This window comes from Undibacterium sp. CY21W, from assembly GCF_014284265.1.
GTDB lineage: Bacteria > Pseudomonadota > Gammaproteobacteria > Burkholderiales > Burkholderiaceae_D > Undibacterium > Undibacterium aquatile.
Genome location: NZ_JACOGE010000006.1, coordinates 147,416 through 167,028, shown reverse-complemented (window position 1 = coordinate 167,028; position 19,613 = coordinate 147,416). Strand labels below are relative to the sequence as shown.

General features: G+C 51.8%; 12 protein-coding genes. All 12 read left to right on the top strand.

From position 1 onward, the window contains the following. Positions 1 to 2,004 carry a cytochrome o ubiquinol oxidase subunit I gene (gene cyoB, locus H8K29_RS14710; protein WP_186898189.1) on the top strand — a complete coding sequence of 668 codons (2,004 nt, stop codon included), beginning with the start codon at positions 1 to 3 and terminating at the stop codon, positions 2,002 to 2,004. Further along, positions 1,997 to 2,632, top strand: coding sequence for a cytochrome o ubiquinol oxidase subunit III (cyoC, locus tag H8K29_RS14705; RefSeq protein WP_186885748.1), 636 nt, complete (start codon positions 1,997 to 1,999; stop codon positions 2,630 to 2,632). The genes cyoB and cyoC overlap by 8 nt, the downstream gene beginning before the upstream one ends. Next, positions 2,629 to 3,087 (top strand): cytochrome o ubiquinol oxidase subunit IV, encoded by a 459-nt coding sequence (cyoD, locus tag H8K29_RS14700; RefSeq protein ID WP_186898188.1) that lies wholly within the window; start codon positions 2,629 to 2,631, stop codon positions 3,085 to 3,087. The genes cyoC and cyoD overlap by 4 nt, the downstream gene beginning before the upstream one ends. Then, positions 3,084 to 3,938 (top strand): SURF1 family protein, encoded by an 855-nt coding sequence (locus tag H8K29_RS14695; protein WP_186898187.1) that lies wholly within the window; start codon positions 3,084 to 3,086, stop codon positions 3,936 to 3,938. Before cyoD ends, H8K29_RS14695 begins: the two co-directional genes overlap by 4 nt. Then, positions 3,922 to 5,232, top strand: coding sequence for an ATP-binding protein (locus H8K29_RS14690; RefSeq protein ID WP_186898186.1), 1,311 nt, complete (start codon positions 3,922 to 3,924; stop codon positions 5,230 to 5,232). Before H8K29_RS14695 ends, H8K29_RS14690 begins: the two co-directional genes overlap by 17 nt. Positions 5,233 to 5,245: 13 nt before the next feature. Beyond that, entirely contained in the window at positions 5,246 to 5,782 is a 537-nt protein-coding gene (locus tag H8K29_RS14685; protein WP_186898185.1) for a response regulator transcription factor, read from the top strand. 280 nt (positions 5,783 to 6,062) lie between these two features. Next, complete coding sequence (recC, locus tag H8K29_RS14680) at positions 6,063 to 9,509, top strand: exodeoxyribonuclease V subunit gamma (protein WP_186898184.1); 3,447 nt, start codon at positions 6,063 to 6,065, stop codon at positions 9,507 to 9,509. After that, positions 9,506 to 13,156: an exodeoxyribonuclease V subunit beta gene (gene recB / locus H8K29_RS14675; RefSeq protein ID WP_186898183.1), complete on the top strand. Its 3,651-nt coding sequence runs from the start codon at positions 9,506 to 9,508 to the stop codon at positions 13,154 to 13,156. Before recC ends, recB begins: the two co-directional genes overlap by 4 nt. Further along, on the top strand, positions 13,153 to 15,108 hold the full coding sequence (gene recD / locus H8K29_RS14670; protein ID WP_186898182.1) for an exodeoxyribonuclease V subunit alpha: 1,956 nt from the start codon (positions 13,153 to 13,155) through the stop codon (positions 15,106 to 15,108). Before recB ends, recD begins: the two co-directional genes overlap by 4 nt. 203 nt (positions 15,109 to 15,311) lie before the next feature. Further along, a complete protein-coding gene (locus tag H8K29_RS14665) occupies positions 15,312 to 16,064 on the top strand; it encodes an isoprenyl transferase (RefSeq protein ID WP_186898181.1) in 753 nt (250 codons plus the stop codon). A 72-nt stretch (positions 16,065 to 16,136) separates the two neighbouring features. Then, on the top strand, positions 16,137 to 17,582 hold the full coding sequence (locus H8K29_RS14660; protein ID WP_186898180.1) for a mannose-1-phosphate guanylyltransferase/mannose-6-phosphate isomerase: 1,446 nt from the start codon (positions 16,137 to 16,139) through the stop codon (positions 17,580 to 17,582). A gap of 689 nt (positions 17,583 to 18,271) precedes the next feature. Continuing rightward, the gene (gene urtA / locus H8K29_RS14655; RefSeq protein ID WP_186898179.1) at positions 18,272 to 19,525 is read left to right on the top strand and encodes an urea ABC transporter substrate-binding protein; all 1,254 of its coding nucleotides are present in this window, start codon (positions 18,272 to 18,274) and stop codon (positions 19,523 to 19,525) included. Positions 19,526 to 19,613 lie beyond the last annotated feature (88 nt).

Below are 19,613 nucleotides of genomic sequence, written 5' to 3'. Positions count from 1 at the left end.
ATGTTAGACCAAATTGATTTGACTAAGCTGATATTCGGCCGTCTCAGCTGGGAAGCGATTCCTTTGCATGAGCCGATTCTTCTTGCTACCTTCGCTGGTGTCGCTTTCGGTGGCTTGGCATTGCTGGGCGCATTGACTTACTTCCGCGTCTGGGGAGCCTTGTGGCGTGAATGGCTGACAAGTATTGATCACAAGCGTATCGGTATCATGTACATGATCCTCGGTCTGGTCATGCTGTTGCGTGGTTTTGCTGATGCGCTGATGATGCGTGCGCAGCAGGCGATGGCATTCGGTGACTCGGCCGGCTTTTTGCCACCGCATCACTATGATCAGGTGTTCACAGCGCATGGCGTGATCATGATTTTCTTCGTGGCGATGCCTTTCGTTACCGGGTTGATGAACTACGTTGTACCGCTGCAAATCGGTGCCCGTGACGTTGCTTTTCCTTTCCTGAATAACTTCAGCTTCTGGATGACAACGTTCGGTGCATTGCTGGTGATGGCATCCTTATTCGTCGGCGAGTTTGCGCGTACCGGCTGGCTTGCATATCCGCCACTGTCGGGTATTTTAGGCAGCCCGGATGTCGGGGTGGATTACTACATCTGGTCGTTACAGATTGCCGGTGTCGGTACCTTACTCTCCGGTGTGAACCTGATTGTGACTATCGTCAAGATGCGTGCTCCTGGCATGACGATGATGAAGATGCCAGTGTTCACCTGGACTGCGTTGTGCACTAACGTGCTGATCGTTGCTGCTTTCCCGGTGTTGACTGCGGTGCTGGCAATGTTGTCGCTGGATCGTGTTTTCGGTACCAACTTCTTCACGAACGACATGGGCGGCAATTCCATGATGTACGTGAATCTGATCTGGATCTGGGGTCATCCTGAAGTTTACATCCTGATTCTGCCTTGCTTCGGTGTGTATTCCGAAATCGTCTCGACTTTCTGTTCCAAGCGTCTGTTTGGCTACACATCGATGGTGTACGCAACGGTCGTGATCACGATCTTGTCTTATCTGGTCTGGCTGCATCACTTTTTCACGATGGGTTCCGGTGCGAGTGTCAACTCGTTCTTCGGTATCACCACGATGATTATCTCGATTCCAACCGGTGCGAAGATGTTTAACTGGTTGTTTACGATGTATCGCGGACGTATCCGTTTTGAAGTGCCGATGTTATGGACCATGGGTTTCATGGTGACATTTGTGATCGGTGGTATGACGGGTGTATTGCTGGCAGTTCCACCTGCTGACTTTGTTCTGCACAACAGTCTGTTCCTGATTGCTCACTTCCATAATGTGATTATCGGTGGCGTCGTATTTGGTGTGTTTGCGGCGATTAACTACTGGTTCCCTAAAGCGTTTGGCTATAAGCTCGACAGCTTCTGGGGTAAATGCTCATTCTGGTTCTGGACTATCGGTTTCTACTTCGCGTTCATGCCATTGTATGTATTAGGTCTGATGGGTGTGACACGTCGTCTGAGCCATTTTGAAGATCCGTCATTGCAGATATGGTTCCAGATCGCTGCCGCCGGCGCGGTTCTGATCGCGATCGGTATTGCCTGTTTCGTTATTCAACTGGTGGTCAGTTATCTGCGTCGCGAACAGTTGCGCGATGTGACTGGTGATCCATGGGGTGGCCGTACTCTGGAGTGGGCAACATCGTCTCCGCCACCTGCATACAATTTCGCATTCACACCACGCATACATGACAACGATGCCTGGGTTGATATGAAAGCGAATGGTTACACTCGCCCGACTTCCGGATTCCTGGCAATTCATATGCCGAAAAATACGGCAGCCGGCATCATCATCGCTGGTCTCAGCGCGGCTTGTGGCTTTGCACTGATCTGGCAAATGTGGCTGCTGGCAGGTCTGGGTTTTATCGTCATGATGGCCGCCATCATCATCCATACTTTTAATTACAACCGCGATTACTACATTCCTGCGGACGAAGTTGTCCGTACCGAAAATGAACGCACACGTTTGTTAGCTAGCCATGTCTGATAAATCTATTTCTACTCATGATGCGATGAGCCAGGCTTCTGGTTCGCGCTATTTCGTTCTCGAACATCATCCGGAAAACGGCACGCTGCTTGGCTTCTGGCTGTATCTGATGAGCGATTGCCTGATTTTTGCGTGTCTGTTTGCCGCGTATGCCGTACTCGGTCGTAACTACGCAGGCGGCCCGACCGGTGCCGAATTGTTTGATCTGCCCTTGGTGGCAATTAACACGTCTTTACTGTTGCTGTCATCGATTACCTATGGTTTTGCGATGCTGGAAGCGCAGAAAAAACGTCTGAACAACACGCTGATCTGGCTGGTGGTTACTGGCTTGCTGGGTGCTTGTTTTATCGGCCTGGAATTATATGAATTCATCCATCTGATTCATGAAGGTGCGGGCCCTCAACGCAGTGGCTTTTTGACTTCGTTCTTTGCTCTGGTGGCAACGCACGGTCTGCACGTGACTTTTGGTATCGTCTGGCTGGTCACTTTGCTGTTCCAATTAAAACGTCATGGTTTGACGACTGAAAACAATCGTCGCCTGATGTGCCTGTCCATGTTCTGGCATTTCCTGGATGTGATCTGGATCGGTGTATTTACCTTTGTCTACCTGATGGGAGTTTTGCCATGAGTGCACATCACGAACATACAACACATGATGCGGACCACGGTCATCATGGACATCACGCTCATGACGATCACGCGGATCATGGCAGCCTGAAAACCTATGTCATCGGTTTTGTGCTGGCAGTCATTCTGACTGTCATTCCATTCTGGCTGGTAATGGGCAAAGTCTTCAGCAATTCCGGCACGACAGGTTTTGTCTTGCTGGCACTGGCTGCGGTGCAGGTGGTGGTGCACATGGTGTATTTCCTGCACATGAATGCACGTTCGGAAGGTGGTTGGAATATGCTGGCACTGGTGTTTACCGGCATGGTGGTGGTGATTCTGATGAGCGGCTCACTGTGGGTCATGTATCATCTGAATAACAATATGATGCCAGGCATGCAGCATGAAACAACACCTGAATCACTGAAACATACTGAAAATCCAAATGAAATGCACAACATGCGCAATATGCCATGAGTGATCTGAATGCCGGGGCGCAGCCCCCGGTTGCAGCAACAGACATCCCCCGTTCATTATTCGTAAGACGTGCTCTTGCGATGTGCGCGGGGGTATTTTTTTTGTGCTTTGCTTTTCTCGGTACATGGCAGATTTATCGCTTGCAATGGAAACTCGATCTGATCGCCCGCGTCGGGCAACGTGTGCATGCAACGGCAATAGCCGCTCCTGATCAACAGCTTTGGTCGGGAGTGAATGCCGCGAACGACGAATACCGACATGTGCAGGTCAGTGGGCTGTTATTGTCTGAGCAGACCAGTTATGTGCAGGCATCGACGGTACTCGGTAGCGGCTACTGGGTGCTGACGCCGTTGCGCCAGGCTGATGGCAGTGTTGTGCTGCTGAACCGTGGCTTTGTTCCCGCACTGAATAAAACGAAAGCCGCACCACATCCGGAACAGCGGCAGACCGTGAGTATCACAGGATTATTGCGTATGAGTGAGCCCGATGGCGGATTCTTACGTAAAAACGATGCTGCGGCTGACCGCTGGTATTCGCGTGACGTTGCTGCGATCGGTAAAAAACATAACTTGTCGCCGATTGCTCCTTATTTTATCGACGCCGATGCTACCGGCAGTCAGTCAGATTCAGGCTACAAATCCTTGCTGGCAAACGAACATCAGGCACCGGTTGCCGGTTTAACCGTTATCTCATTTCATAACAATCACTTGGTCTATGCACTTACTTGGTATGCTCTCGCTTTGATGGTGGCGGGCGGATATTATCTGGTTATCCGCGAAGACCGCCGTCGTCTGAATAAGATGCAGCGTCATAGTGAAAATGGGGGACATCAGGATGTTCGGCAAGACTGAAAATCACCGGGATATCGTAGCCAGCATCGCCGAAGAATACGAGAGTTCAGCTGGCCACAAAAATATGTTGCAACTGATTCATCTGCGGTGGCTGGCCGTGTTTGGTCAGATTGCGACGATCGCACTGGTTGTCGGCGGATTCGGCATACGTTTGCCGGTATTGTCGATGGCGTTTGTGCTGGCGGTGTTAATTGCTTTCAATATCGCCAGTCATTTGCGCTGGCACGAGGAAACGAAAGTATCCAACCGGGCATTATTTTTTGCGCTGCTGGTCGATGTCGCTATTCTGACGGCGCAGCTGTATCTGAGCGGTGGTACCTCCAATCCCTTCATTTTTTTATATCTGTTGCAGGTCATACTCAGCGCCGTTTTGCTGGAAGTATGGTCAACCTGGCTGATCGTGGCGATCAGTGGTCTTTGCCTGCTCGGTTTATCGAAATTTTCTCACCCCTTACTTTTGCCCTCAGATAACAACGGTGGCATGCCAGAGTTATATATCGATGGCATGATCATTTGTTTTTTACTGAACGCTGGCTTGCTGGTGTTTTTTCTGACGCGCATCAGCGGCAATTTAAAAGTGCGTGATGCACAGCTGGCAGATGCCCGCCAGAGATCCACCGAGGAAGAACACATAGTGAAAATGGGCTTGCTGGCGTCTGGCGCGGCGCATGAACTGGGTACACCTTTAGCAACGATGTCCGTCATTCTGGGCGACTGGAGGAGGATGCCCGAATTCAGCAATAATCCTGATTTAATCGAAGACCTGAGTGAAATGCAAAGGCAGTTGCAACGCTGTAAAACGACACTCAGCAGTATTTTATTGTCCGCCGGAGAAGCGCGTGGCGAATCTTCTGTCAAAACGACGATCAATACCTTTCTCAAACAACTGGTCGACGATTTCCGTACGACGCGTCCGGTACAGACATTCATCTTTGAAAATCAGATTCAGCAGGATGTTCCTGTCGTGTTTGATTCTGCTCTCAAGCAGATGATATGCAATGTGTTAGATAATGCGCTTGAAGCTTCACCTGCATGGCTTGCCCTGACAGTATCGAGAGACGCAGATGTGCTGGTCATCGTTGTGACCGATACCGGTCCGGGTTTTTTACCCTCGATACTGGAAAATCTGGGGCAGCCTTATCAATCGACCAAAGGGCGTCCGGGCAGTGGTCTGGGTATTTACTTTGTGGTGAATGTTGTTCGTAAATTAGGCGGCTCTGTGATTGCCCGTAACCGGCAGGATGGTGGTGCCGTTGTCAAAATAGAGCTGCCACTGTCAGCGTTAATGCTATAAAAAAGGTTTGAATATGTCAGAAAGTCGTCTGTTGCTGATTGTCGAGGACGATACTGCATTCGCGCGTACCCTGTGTCGTTCGTTTGAGCGACGTGCTTATACCGTATTGCATGCAGAAAGTCTGGAAGCGGCAGAAGAAATACTCAAGTCACACTCTCCGCAGTTTGCGGTCGTTGACCTGAAATTAAACGGCAATGCTTCCGGGCTTGCCTGTGTGCAGATGTTGCATCAGCAAGTACCGTCCATGCAAATTGTGGTGCTGACCGGCTTTGCCAGCATTGCGACTGCCGTGGAAGCCGTGAAACTGGGTGCTTGTCAGTATCTGGCAAAACCATCGAATACCGATGATATCGAAGCCGCTTTCGGCCATGTCGCCGGTGTCACCGATCTGGAGCTGACGAATCGTCCGACCTCAATTAAAACGCTGGAGTGGGAACGCATACACGAAGTGCTGGTGGAATCCGAGTTCAATATCTCCGAAGCAGCGCGACGTCTGGGTATGCACAGACGCACTTTGGCACGTAAGCTCAGTAAGCAGCGCGTGAAATGATATGCGGATTATCCGTCAGGGTATTTGTGAATCAGCATTAACCCGGTCCGATTGATGTCTTTGTTCTGTCCCATCTGCGGGATGGTATTGCTGAGTGTTCATACGCTGCGGAACATACGCACCAGCGGTAAAATTTTAATATCTCCCTGAGTGACTTATGTAAAAATACCGGACAGTTTCGTCTGTGCCGGTACGCTTGCATCGGTTCCGTTTTAAACAGCAGACAGCTGAGCCGGACATTCCTGTTTCTACTATCCCATAACAGTTCTCGCCTATTTTTATGCCTTCAATGATCAAGCCAGGGCTGATTATTTTGCACAGTAATCAGTTGGAGCAGTTGAGTGCGGCCGTATTTGAGTGGATACGACGCAACCCCTTGTCGCCGCTGGAAAAAGATATTTTCCTGGTGCAGTCAAACGGCGTGGCTGAGTGGCTCAAAATATCGCTGGCAGAGAATTTCGACATCAGCGCGGCGAATCGTATCGAACTGCCTGGTCGTTTCTTGTGGACAATCTATCGTTCCATGCTCGGTAAAGCAGAGATACCCTCAACATCGTCACTCGATAAAATGCCCCTGACCTGGCGGCTGATGCGCCTGATTCCCTCGTTGTTGCAGGATAGTGATTTTTCTCCGTTAAAACATTTTCTGGCCGATGGCGATGCCGAACGGCGCTATCAACTGGTGTCCAGATTGGCAGATCTGATCGATTTATATCAGGTGTACCGGACTGACTGGTTACAGGACTGGAGTCTGGGGCTGGATCAGTTGCGTCGCGCGAACGGCGAGCTCGTACCATTGCCGGCAGATCAGCGCTGGCAGGCCAAATTATGGCGAGCGATTCTGGCTGATTTACCTGAGGCAGAGCGTTTGCTGGGGCGCGTGAATGTGCACCGGCGCTTTGTGGACGCGGCCTCCGGCGGTGTTGCGCCAGCCACACCATTGCCGCGCCGGGTCGTTTTATTCGGCGTCTCTGCGTTGCCGCGGCAGACACTGGAAGCATTATCTGCGTTGGCCCATCATACGCAAGTCATACTCGCCGTGCCCAATCCCTGTCAGTATTTCTGGGGCGATATTATTGAGGGGCGCGAGTTGTTCAGGGCGCAGTTCAAGCGGCAACAATTGCGAAATCAAACTGATTTATCCCTGATCCCGATTGAAGAATTACATGCCCACGCCCATCCTTTGCTGGCTGGCTGGGGGCGTCTGGGGCGCGACTTCGTCCGCATGCTCGATGAGTTTGATCAGGCTGAATTGGCGCGCACAGGTTTTGCCGGTTTAAAAATTGATTTATTTTCAGAAGAAGCAGGACACTCTTTGCTGACGCAAGTGCAGGCGGCGATACGCGATTTGCTGCCGTTAGCGGAACATCCCCGTTCGCCAGTTGCCCCGACAGATACTTCGATAGAGTTTCATCTGGCGCATAGTGTCCAGAGGGAAGTTGAGATTCTGCATGACCGTCTGTTAGGGGTTTTTGCAGAAGCGGACAATACAATTCGTCCGCGTGATGTGGTGGTTATGGTGCCGGATATTGCACAGTTCACACCGTCAATACGCGCCGTGTTCGGCCAATATAAACGGACGGATCAACGTTATATTCCGTATGAGATAGGCGACGTCTCTGATCGTAAAACGAATCCGGTGATGGTGGCACTCGACTGGTTATTACGCCTGCCGCAGCAGCGCTGTCAGCAGAATGAAGTTGTGGATTTACTGGAAGTTCCCGCGATTGCGGCGCGCTTTGGTCTGGATGAAGAAGATTTACCGGTACTGAAAACCTGGATTAATGGTGCCGGAATCCGTTGGGGCTTAAATCAACAGCATAGGGACGGCTTGGGGCTGGGCGCGACTGGTGAGCAGAATTCCTGGATTTTCGGCATTCGCCGTATGTTGCTTGGTTATGCGAATGGCGCTCAGCAGCACTATCAAGACATAGAGCCATACGCTGAAGTTGGCGGGCTGTCATCTGCACTGGCGGGCTGTCTTGCCGAATTTGTCGAAGCGCTGATTGCATGGCAAAACAGACTGGCATTACCGCAGACACCGTTGGTCTGGGCCGAGCAGGCGCGGCAATTACTGACTGATTTTTTTGCCGCCTCAGGCGAGAGCGACAGGGTGTTGCTGGCACGGTTGCATGAGTCACTCGACAAGTATCTGAATGCGTGTGAGCAGGCGCATTTTGACGAAGCGATTCCGCTGGCGGTTTTCCGCGAACCATGGCTGGCGTCAATTGACGAGGCAACGCTGAATCATCGTTTTATTTCTGGTGGCGTGACTTTCTGTACCTTCATGCCCATGCGCTCGATGCCGTTCCAACTGGTCTGTCTGTTAGGCATGAATGAAGGTGATTTCCCGCGCAGAACGAGTCAGGTCGATTTTGATTTGCTGGCCCTGCAAGGAATGGCGCGACCCGGTGACCGTTCGCGGCGTGACGATGACAGGTATCTGATGCTGGAGGCGATTCTGGCTGCACGATCCAGGCTTTACGTCAGTTGGGTAGGAAAAAATATTCGTGATAATTCTGAACAGCCGCCGTCTGTGTTGGTATCTCAGCTGCGTGATTATCTGAATGCGGGCTGGGATATTGATTTGCAAGAGCACACACATGAATATCCTATGCAGGCGTTCAGCCGCGCGTATTTTTTTGCAGGGCCGGACCGGCCGCTGACGTATGCGCGTGAATGGGGGGCCGCGTATTTGCAAACGCAGCTACAAACACAACAGCAAGCGCAACAGTTTGCGGCTGATCATAGTGTTCCTGTCATGGGAGATGATGCCGATCTGAGTCTGAAACTCAGAGAATTGAGTCGCTTCGTCCGTCAGCCCGTTGCCCATTTTTTTCAACAGCGCTTAGGGGTGCAATTTGCTGATGAAGAGCAAATGACCGGCACTGAGGAACCTTTCAATCTCGATGCTTTACAAGAGTATTTTCTGAATGACAGGCTGATCAATAGCGGTGATGTACCGGGCAATATCGTTGAGCTTGAAACAAAACTGACCGAAAAATCTGCGCAGCTTTCACGTGAGGGGCTGTTGCCGGTAGGCTTTATGGGGAAAAAATGGCAGCGTCTGCTGGTGGCTGAAATGATGCCGGTGCAAACAGCGTGGCTGAAATTATGTGAATTATTCCCTGATCCTGCAGCGAAGTTGCCGGTGCAGTTTCACTGTCAGAATATCAGTAAGAATATCAGTATCTCGGATTGGCTGGAAAACCTGCGTACTGATGGTGAGCAAACCGTTTCCATCATGCAGATCGCTAGCAAAGTGTGCAATGCCAAGGGCGAATTACGTGCAGATAAAGTGATTGATATCTGGATCAGGCAATTAGTCGCCGCGAGCCTGAATTATCCTGTGACTTTTTATCTGGTCGCACGCGATGCCAGCCTGTGCATGCCGCCTTTGGCGCAGGCTGCCGCGACAGCAACACTGGAAACGCTGATTGCATTATGGCGCGCGGGTCTTGATGGTATTTTGCCGGTCGCCTGTAAGACCGCGCTGGCGCTGATTGCAGGTGATAACCCACAACAAACCTATGACGGTGGCTATAACATGAGCGGCGAAGTAGAAAGCCCTTATCTGGCGAGGATGTGGCCTGATTTTTCTGCATTAAGTGCCGAGCCTGATTGGGAAAACGTCGCCAGAACATTGTATGAGCCCTTATTCCAATGGGCGCGTGAGATTCAGGTAACGCCTCTGAGTGCGACGACAGAGACGGGAGAATCAGAATGAGCCATCTACTGCATCCATTAAGCTTTCCTTTACATGGCAGTCGCCTGATTGAGGCGAGTGCTGGAACCGGAAAAACCTGGACCATCGCCGCATTGTATTTGCGTCTGGTGCTGGGGCATGGCGGTGAGCATGCGTTTCAACGCGCTTTACATCCCTCAGAAATTCTGGTGATGACGTTCACGCGTGCCGCAACCAGAGAATTGTCGGATCGCATACGGCAGCGGCTGACTGAAGCTGCTGGCTACTTCAGGTCTGGCGAGGTGCCCGCGAATGATCATTTCATCAGCGAATTGATACAGGCTTATCCTACGCAGGAATTGCAACAACAGGCGGCGTATCGACTCAGTATGGCGGCGCAGGCTATGGATGAAGCGGCGATTTTTACGATCGATGCATGGTGTCAGCGTATGCTCAAAGAGCATGCGTTTGATAGTGCTTGTCTGTTCGATGAAGAGCTGATCGCCAGCGAGTCTTCCTTACTCGAAAATGCCGCGCTGGATTACTGGCGGCAGCAGGTGTATCCGCTTGATAGCGATGGGTTTTCACTGGTGACCTCGTTCTGGAATGATGCACCTGCACTTTCAGCTGCTGTATTGAAGCTGGTGCCGTTTGCCGGTTTGCTTGGTGAGCGTATCACGCAGCCTTTATCCGTTTTTATTGCGCAGACATTGGCGGAGCAGGAAAAAATTCTGGTCGGTCTGAAAGCAGGCTGGGTAGAGAAAGCCGATCAGATGATGCAATGGTTTGCCGCGCAAAGAGAGGCGTCACCGAAACAATTCAGTGCGACCAAATTAAAACCCGCCTCGCTGGATAAGTGGCTGGCAGGTCTGAAAGTCTGGGCGCAGACACCTTCGCTGGTATGGCCGGATGGCTTTGACACCGCCGCAGAAAAGCTGACACCGGATGCCTTACTGAGCGCATGTAATAAAGGATATGAACCGGTTATTCCCGCCGTATTTAACGACGTAGCACCGCTCGCTGCAATGCTGCGGGAGATCGAACCGATGAAACATGCGCTGTATCGGCATGCCGTTTCTGTCATCGTTGCCCGTGCGGATTTGCTCAAGCGTAGCAGTCGCCAGTTTGGTTTTAACGATATGTTGCAACGCTTGCGTGCAGCAGTCAGCGGGCCGAATGCGGCGGCACTGAATCTGCGTATCCGTCAGCAATATCCGGTGGCGATGGTTGATGAATTTCAGGATACCTCGCCAGATCAGTATGCGATTTTTGACGCGATTTATCGTATTAACGAGAACGCGGCGACGCAGGGCTTGTTTCTGATTGGCGATCCTAAACAATCGATTTACGGTTTTCGCGGTGCTGATATACAAAGTTATCTGGCTGCCCGCGAAGCGACCACGGGTCGCCATTATCTGCTGGGCACCAACTTCCGTTCCACCCATGCGCTGGTGCATGCGGTGAATCATGTGTTTCTGCACGCGGAAACAAATGACGATGCCGCGTTTGCCGCCGGTGCTTTCCGGTTCCGGCGCGCGGCATCCGATCCCATGCCATTTGAAGCGGTCGCCGCACATGGCCGGGCAGAAAAATTCGTCAATGCCGATGGTGAAGTCAAAGCGCTGAATCTGTGGGCATCGGCGAATCCGGATATGAAAAAAGACGAGTATCTTTATTTTTTTGCGGAACACTGTGCCGAGCATATTGTGATGCAACTGAATAGCCCGCGGACGGGTTTTCAGGGCGCACAGGGAATGCAGCGATTGCAGGCGGCGGATATCGCGATTCTGGTGCGGGATAAATTTGAAGCCGAAGCCGTTCGCAGCGCACTGCAAAAGCGAAATATCGCCAGCGTGTATTTGTCAGATAAAGATTCGGTACTCAATAGCGACGAGGCCAGAGATGTCTTGCGTTGGCTGCATGCATTCGCGAATCCGCTGGATGACACTATCGGTCGTGCTGCGTTTGCCACCAAAACAGCGAAACTCAGCATCGCGCAACTGGTCACGCTGGCGTCCGACGATGAGGCGTGGGAAAACTGTACCGGGCAATTAAAAGAACTGCACTCTGTCTGGCAACGGCAGGGCGCACTTGCTGCGATCCGGCGTTTTATTCACATGCTGGAATTACCGGCAAAACTACTCAGCGAAGTCGGCGGCGAACGAAGTTTAACCAATATCCTGCATCTGGCTGAATTGCTTGAAACGGCCAGCATGCAACTGGATGGCGAACAATCGCTGGTTCGCTGGCTGGCAGAGCAAATGTCGGACGATAGTCAGCACAGCGATGAACACATCTTGCGACTGGAAAGCGACGCAAAACTAGTCAAGGTGATTACGATACATAAATCCAAGGGCTTGCAATATCCGTTGGTGTATCTGCCATTTGCCGTATCGACCCGGGTGACGACCCGGATGAACCGCAGTTTCTTTGATTACGTCGATGAATCCGGTGTGCGGAAAATTGATTTTGCTTTATCGCAGGCAGCGCTGGATGCAGTGAACCGTGCCAGAAAAGAAGAGGACATCCGCCTGTTTTATGTGGCGGTCACCCGCGCCGTGCATGCGCTGTGGCTGGGTATCTCCTCGAATCAGGACAAAATACACGAGTCTGCGTTTGGCTATCTGCTGGCGGGGGAAACGACACTGGAGGCTGACGCCCTGTACGATGCTTTGCAAAAAATGCGCGATGATTGCAACGATATCGCTATCATTGACGTTACAGAGTTACCGGACGTTAATATCTACAAGCGCCAGGAAACGAAACAAAGCCTGGTGGAAATGCCTGAGTACAAACACGAATTTGAACGCGACTGGGCGGTTGGTAGTTTTACCTCGCTGACACGCGGTATGACGTCCACCAGCAGTATGACCCGGGTGCAGGACAGCAAGCTGCTGGAAGACGATGACACCGCACCTGTGTCGGCATCGGGCAACAGCGCTTGGCATCGTTTTCCGCGTGGTGCGATGCCGGGACAATTTTTACATGAGCAGCTCGAATGGATGGCGGGCGAGGGCTTTGATTTCATAGAGTCCGACAGCTTTGATGCCAGACTGACTTCCCGTTGTCAGCGCGCAGGCTGGGATAATCATCTGGACGATATCATCGTCTGGCTAAGGCGCATCGTCACGACCCCCTTATTGCCAGCGAATGCCAGCCTGATAGGGCTATCGACGTTTTTGCCCGAGATGGAATTCTGGTTTCCGTGTGAGCGGGTGAATGCGCAGAAGATAGATCGCTTATGTCAGGAATTTTTTCTGGACGGCATACCATGCGATGCCCTGGGTGAACGCGAGTTGCATGGTTTGCTGATGGGTTTTGCCGATCTGGTGTTTGAATATGAAGGAAAGTACTGGGTGCTGGATTACAAGTCGAATGTTGTTGGTGTTGACGATCTGAGTTATCACAAAGCGGGTCTCGCCTCTGCCATGGCGGCGCATCGATATGATGTGCAGGGAGCGATCTATATGCTGGCCTTACACCGCTTGTTGCAGTTGCGTATCGGTGAGGCTTACGACCCTGACATCCATCTTGGCGGTGCGATTTTTTTCTTTATGCGCGGCGTTGCCAACGAAGAGACGCATGGTTGTTACCATCTTGAATCAGACTCGGAATTTCTCGCCAGACTCGATCAGATGATGCGCGATGATCATAGATCGGTTAATGATACAAAGGAATTCCCATCATGATGGTAGCGACACCGCCAGTGCTGGAACGGCTAAAACAATATGCAGAGCGTGGCCATGTCCGTCTTTTGTCCGTTGCTTTTGTTCGCTTTATGCACAGCCTCGGCATGCAGGACCAGCGCCAGATGCTGATAGTTGGCTTGTTATGTGAACTTGAAGCGCTTGGTCATAGTTGTATCAAACTCGACGCCTTGGTGACTGATCCTTGTGCTTTGTTGGGATGGGATGTGTCGCTGTGGGAAACGCTGATCGCTGATATGGAATTGCCTGCCGACGTGGTCGGTTGGCTGGATGTACTCGGTAGTTCCGCACAAATTTATGCCGCTGACATGGAAAGTCAGGACGATCAGCAGCAACCGCTGGTGTTGCACAGAGACAGCCTGTATCTGCGTCGTTACTGGCGACATGAAATGGCGATTGCCAATGCCGTCAGACAGCGCGCATCTGCCTTGATGCCTGTCGATGTGGCAGCAGTGTCGCGCTGGCTGGATATCTTGTTCAACGCTTCCGACGAGATTGACTGGCAAAAGACCGCTTGTGCGATTGCTGTCCGCAGCCATTTTTCTGTCATTACCGGCGGGCCTGGTACGGGGAAAACCTACACCGTGGCGCGGCTGCTGGCCTTGTTGTTTGCCTTGTCCGCACAGCCCGAACGTTTGCGCATCGCACTGGCCGCGCCGACCGGTAAAGCTGCAGCGCGCCTGAAGCAGGCGATTGATCATGCTTTGTCGGAACTCGCAGAAAAAATCGGCCCTGCGCTGCCGCTGGCGGAATTGACCAACCGTATCGGTGCCGCGCGTACGCTGCATAGTTTGCTGGGCGCTCGCCCTGATACGCGGGCATTTCGGCATCATGCGGGAAATCTGCTGGATATTGACGTGCTGATCGTGGATGAGGCATCGATGGTACATCTGGAAATGATGGCCTCGCTGTTAGCGGCGCTGCCAGATTCCACCATGTTGATTTTGCTGGGCGATAAAGACCAGTTGGCATCGGTAGAGGCGGGGGCGGTGTTGGGCGATTTGTGCGATCGCGCCGAATCTGGAAATTACTCGCCTGCCACGGCGCGCTATATTGCCAGCGCCTGCGGCAAACAGATTCCGGCAGAGTTCATTGCCGATGGCAGCGTGATTGCGCAGCAGACCGTGATGCTCAGAAAAAGCCGTAGGTTCAGCGGTGCCATCGGCACGCTGGCACTGGCTGTGAACAGCGGGCAGACAGACCTTGCGATTGATTGTTTGCGCCGCGCGGATGAGCAAGTCCTGTTCTGGGCCGAATCTGCCCAGCAAAAAACGCTATTGCAAATGGCTTTGTATGGCAGGGCTGGCGCAGGGGGCGGTTATTTCACTTATCTGCAATTGCTGGCACAAAGGCCGCAGGGTGGCGATGAAGCGCAGTTTCATCTATGGGTGATTGCTGTTCTGAAAGCATTCGAATCATTCCGTATTCTGTGCGCCGTCCGGGAAGGCGATTGGGGCGTCAGTGGTTTGAATCAGGCCATCGAACGACACCTGCATCAACTGGGACACATCAACAGCCGTAATGAATGGTATAGCGGGCGTCCGGTGATGATTACCCGTAACGATTACGGTACCGGTGTTTTTAACGGCGACATCGGTATGACCTTGCCTGACTTCAGTAAAGACAAGGTACAACGGGTTTATTTTCTGGATGGCGATAAATTGCGCCACGTGCTGACCTCACGTTTGCGCCATGTTGAAACCGCGTTCGCAATGACCGTGCATAAATCCCAAGGGTCTGAATTTCAGCATACGGTGATGGTATTGCCGGCCGAAGCGTCGCCAGTGATTACCCGCGAGCTGATTTATACCGGTATTACGCGGGCAAAGCAGAATTTCAGCCTGCTGACGCCGGTATCCGGTGTGCTGAGCCATGCAATCGGGCGTCTGACGCTGCGGGCGAGTGGCTTGCAAGAAGAGTTAAATATTGTTTAATTGAAAATAAATTCAGAGTTGAATTGCAGATTAATCCTTTGGTTTCCGGTGAAGTCTTTTATAATCCCCCGCGTACCAGATAAGTCGCCCGGAACGTGGACTGATGACTGATACCTTCGAAATTGATGTGCTCGTATCAACGTTGTGACATTCTTGGAGGTTGTTATCTTGGATAGACGTGTTAAATAAAGAATGTAAATTGTATGAGTAAAGACTTAAGTAAGCCCGCCAAGGCTGAATCAGGAAACATCCCCGAACATATCGCAATCATTATGGATGGTAACGGCAGATGGGCGAAGCAACGATTGTTGCCCCGTTTTGCCGGTCATACCAAAGGGGTGAATGCCGTCAATAAAGTGGTGGAAGCGTGTTGTAATCGCGGCGTGCGCTATCTGACTTTGTTTGCGTTCAGCTCAGAAAACTGGCGTCGTCCACCGGAGGAAGTCTCACTGCTCATGAAGTTGTTCCGGAAAGTGCTGGTACTTGAGATTAATAATATGTGCCAGAACAATATCCGTCTGAAAATCATTGGTGATCTGAGCAAGTTTGACACCGAACTCAAAGAGCTGATCCGCAACGCAGAAGAAAAAACCGCCGCCAATACCGGGCTGACGCTGACGATCTGCGCCAATTACGGTGGTCGCTGGGATATCGTCAATGCCTGTAATGCCTTGATTCGTGAAGGGCTGGATCAGGACAGCATTACCGAAGAAATGCTGTCATCAAAATTGTCTATGGCGTATGCGCCGCCACCAGATATGCTGATACGCACCGGTGGCGAGGCGCGCATATCGAATTTCCTGCTGTGGCAAATGGCTTATTCCGAATTTTTCTTTACCGATACCTACTGGCCGGATTTCGATGGCAAATCGCTGGATGAAGCGATCGCCTCGTTCCAGAAGCGCGAACGTCGTTTCGGCAGAACCAGCGAACAGTTGCTGGAATCCGCCGAGTAAAGCAGCAGGCGAATTCCAGGATGAAGCGCGAATAAGCGCTAATGATTGAAGTAATGCAGGCGGGAATTATCAATGACTAAAATTGTTCCGGTAATTTTATGTGGAGGTTCAGGCACCCGCCTGTGGCCCTTGTCACGCGCTGGTTTTCCTAAACAGTTTCTGGTGTTGTCTGGCACGACCAGCCTGTTTCAGCAGGCTGTGCAACGCGTGAATGCAATTGCTGATGCCGATATTCAGGTCAGTCCTACACTGATCGTGACCAATGAAGAGCACCGTTTTCTGGCACTCGATCAATTGCGTGAAATGAAGTCGGTTCAGGCCAGTCTGTTACTGGAACCCGCCGGGAAAAATACCGCACCGGCATTGACGCTGGCGGCGCTCGAAGCTACCGCCAACGGCGATGATCCAGTCTTGGTGGTGACGCCGGCAGATCAGACCATACAAAATGACGCCGCGTTCACCAGCGCATTACAGCAGAGCGTGCGTGCCGCCAGCGATGGCGCGATTATTATTTTAGGCATTACGCCTGATCGCCCTGAAACTGGCTACGGCTATATCCGCAGAACCGGGCAGGCCGCATCATTTGGCGAATCTGCAGTCGCGCAGTTTGCCGAAAAGCCCGATGCAGCGACGGCGCAGCAATATCTGGACAGCGGCGAGTACCTTTGGAATAGCGGCATGTTTGTGCTCAGAGCCAGCACCTGGTTGAAAGCGCTGGCGCAATTCCGGCCTGATATTGCTGAGTCAGCCAGATTATCCTGGTCTGAGAAAACCAGTGATGCTCAATTCATCCGCCCCGACGCGGCCGCTTTTGTCAAGATTCCTGCAGACTCTATCGATTATGCCGTGATGGAAAAATGCCCGGGGTCAGCTTTTGACATACGCATGATTCCGCTGGCCGCCGGTTGGAACGATCTCGGCGCGTGGGATGCGGTCTGGCAGGTCGGCAAACAGGATGCGCGGGCGAACGTGACCTATGGCGATGTGATACAGACCAATTCCAGTAATAGCCTGATTTATTCGTCCAGCCGCCTCGTCAGCACCGTTGGCATTGATCATCTGGTGGTCGTCGAAACGCCGGATGCCGTGCTGGTGGCCGACCGTCGCCAGAGTCAGGATGTGAAGGCGATTGTGGCGCAATTAACGCAGCAGGGGCGGCACGAACATACTTTGCACCGCAAGGTGTATCGCCCATGGGGCTGGTATGACAGCATTGATGAAGAGGAACGCTTCAAGGTCAAACGCATACAGGTCAAGCCCGGTGCCAGCCTGAGCCTGCAAAAGCATCATCACCGCGCTGAACACTGGGTCGTGGTCAGAGGAACGGCCGAAGTCACTTGCGGCGATAAAGTCATGCTGCTGACGGAAAATCAATCCACTTATATTCCGCTGGGTGAGGTGCACCGGCTGGCGAATCCGGGCGCGATACCGCTGGAAATCATCGAAGTGCAGTCCGGCAGTTATCTGGGTGAGGACGATATCGTCCGTTTTGAAGACACCTATGGCCGTACGAAGTAAATGCGGTAAGGTATAAAAACAGTGCGGCGCCAGGCAAGCACAATTCTTTTGATGTATGTCATGGCAATGACACAATTTCTTGGTATGATTCATCTCAGTTACTGTACATACAACTGATATGTATGACGGTAACAAGGTGTGCCGGATCAGCAGATAGCGGGTTGGCCACCGTCCAGAACAAGGGTACGGAGACTGAACAGACAGTCTCCGTATTTTTTTTGCGCGTTGCTTTTATTCATTGCGCACAATGCGAATGCAGGGCTGCACCGAAAAAGACAGAAAGCGCATCGCGTTTCAGATCCAGATACTTTTCGCCCCGTTCTGGTTCAGGCAGATGCCTGTCTGACCGAATCACGCACAGATCTGAAATCACAACTGCGTCCGCACTGAGACATTGCGGGGCATTCGCGCCGCAAATTATCTCAAGCTGGCGCACCCCGCACAGCGACGGAGCCTCGCCAGGCCGAAAAAACGCCTCCGCAAGCACTAAATATACTCCCCCCAGTATGTAAAACAGCCCAATATTCATAAGGAGATAAGGCTGTTTTCTGCATATACTCCCCCAAATTCTCTCTATTTCAGGATGCGCTGGCAGATTTTTCAGGCTTTTTGCGAACGTGGCACGCTATCTGCTCATAGGCTGGTGAAGCTTGCAGTTTCTTTGTTACCCACCACCTTCAGGAGAAATCATGACACGTCGTACGGTTTTGAAAGCAACAGCAATTGGCGCAATGGCGCTCGCTACATCGGGCTGGATGGCTCAGGCACTGGCAGCAGATACGATCAAGGTTGGCATTTTGCATTCCCTCTCAGGCACGATGGCGATTTCCGAAACATCGCTGAAAGACGTGGCGCTGATGACGATTGATGAAATCAATGCCAAGGGCGGCGTGATGGGTAAAAAACTGGAAGCCGTTGTCGTTGATCCGGCATCCAACTGGCCTTTGTTTGCTGAGAAAGCACGGCAGTTAGTGTCGCAGGATAAAGTGTCGGTGGTGTTTGGTTGCTGGACATCGGTATCACGCAAATCGGTGTTGCCGGTCTTTAAAGAATTGAACAGCCTGCTGTTTTACCCTGTGCAATATGAAGGCGAAGAGCTGGAGAAAAACGTGTTTTACACCGGTGCTGCACCGAATCAGCAAGCGATACCGGCGACAGAATACCTGATGTCGAAAGAAGGCGGCGCGGCAAAACGTTTCGTGTTGCTGGGCACGGATTATGTCTATCCACGCACGACCAACAAAATCCTGCGCGCTTTCCTGCATAGCAAAGGCGTGAAAGACAGTGATATCGATGAAGTCTACACACCGTTTGGTCATTCTGATTACCAGACCATCGTTGCGAATATCAAGAAATTTTCTGCCGGTGGAAAAACTGCTGTGATCTCGACTATCAACGGCGATTCGAATGTGCCGTTTTACAAGGAGCTTGGTAATGCCGGTCTGAAAGCGACCGATGTGCCTGTCGTGGCGTTCTCGGTTGGTGAAGAAGAATTGCGCGGTGTCGATACCAAACCACTAGTCGGCCATCTGGCAGCATGGAATTACTTTGAGTCCGTCAAAAATCCGGTGAATGCGGAATTCATCAAAAAATGGAAGGCGTATGCGGTCGCGAAAAAATTGCCGAATGCTGCCACCGTGGTGACGAATGACCCGATGGAAGCAACCTACGTCGGCATTTATATGTGGAAGCAAGCGGTGGAAAAAGCCAAATCCACGGATACCGATAAAGTGATCGCAGCGATGGGCGGGCAGACTTTCAAAGCGCCATCCGGCTTTGAACTGACCATGGACGCTACGAATCATCATCTGCATAAACCCGTCATGATCGGTGAGATTAAAGCAGACGGCCAGTTCAGCGTCGTCTACAAAACCAAAGCGCCTATCCGTGCGCAACCATGGAGCCCGTATATCAAGGGCAATGAAGGTAAGCAAAAGCTGTAAGCAGCGCGACAGTTTCCTCCTTGCGTGAGCACTTCCTGGTGTTTTCCCGACTGACCAGGTCGTTGCTCGCGCGTATGGGGAATGTTGC

Bases quoted from the DNA above. Each gene is read 5' to 3' on its own strand.
- H8K29_RS14695 (WP_186898187.1), top strand. From the start codon at position 3,084: ATGAGTGATCTGAATGCCGGGGCGCAGCCCCCGGTTGCAGCAACAGAC.
- H8K29_RS14685 (WP_186898185.1), top strand. From the start codon at position 5,246: ATGTCAGAAAGTCGTCTGTTGCTGATTGTCGAGGACGATACTGCATTC.
- cyoD (WP_186898188.1), top strand. From the start codon at position 2,629: ATGAGTGCACATCACGAACATACAACACATGATGCGGACCACGGTCAT.
- cyoC (WP_186885748.1), top strand. From the start codon at position 1,997: ATGTCTGATAAATCTATTTCTACTCATGATGCGATGAGCCAGGCTTCT.
- urtA (WP_186898179.1), top strand. From the start codon at position 18,272: ATGACACGTCGTACGGTTTTGAAAGCAACAGCAATTGGCGCAATGGCG.
- recC (WP_186898184.1), top strand. From the start codon at position 6,063: ATGCCTTCAATGATCAAGCCAGGGCTGATTATTTTGCACAGTAATCAG.
- H8K29_RS14690 (WP_186898186.1), top strand. From the start codon at position 3,922: ATGTTCGGCAAGACTGAAAATCACCGGGATATCGTAGCCAGCATCGCC.
- recD (WP_186898182.1), top strand. From the start codon at position 13,153: ATGATGGTAGCGACACCGCCAGTGCTGGAACGGCTAAAACAATATGCA.
- H8K29_RS14665 (WP_186898181.1), top strand. From the start codon at position 15,312: ATGAGTAAAGACTTAAGTAAGCCCGCCAAGGCTGAATCAGGAAACATC.
- recB (WP_186898183.1), top strand. From the start codon at position 9,506: ATGAGCCATCTACTGCATCCATTAAGCTTTCCTTTACATGGCAGTCGC.
- H8K29_RS14660 (WP_186898180.1), top strand. From the start codon at position 16,137: ATGACTAAAATTGTTCCGGTAATTTTATGTGGAGGTTCAGGCACCCGC.
- cyoB (WP_186898189.1), top strand. From the start codon at position 1: ATGTTAGACCAAATTGATTTGACTAAGCTGATATTCGGCCGTCTCAGC.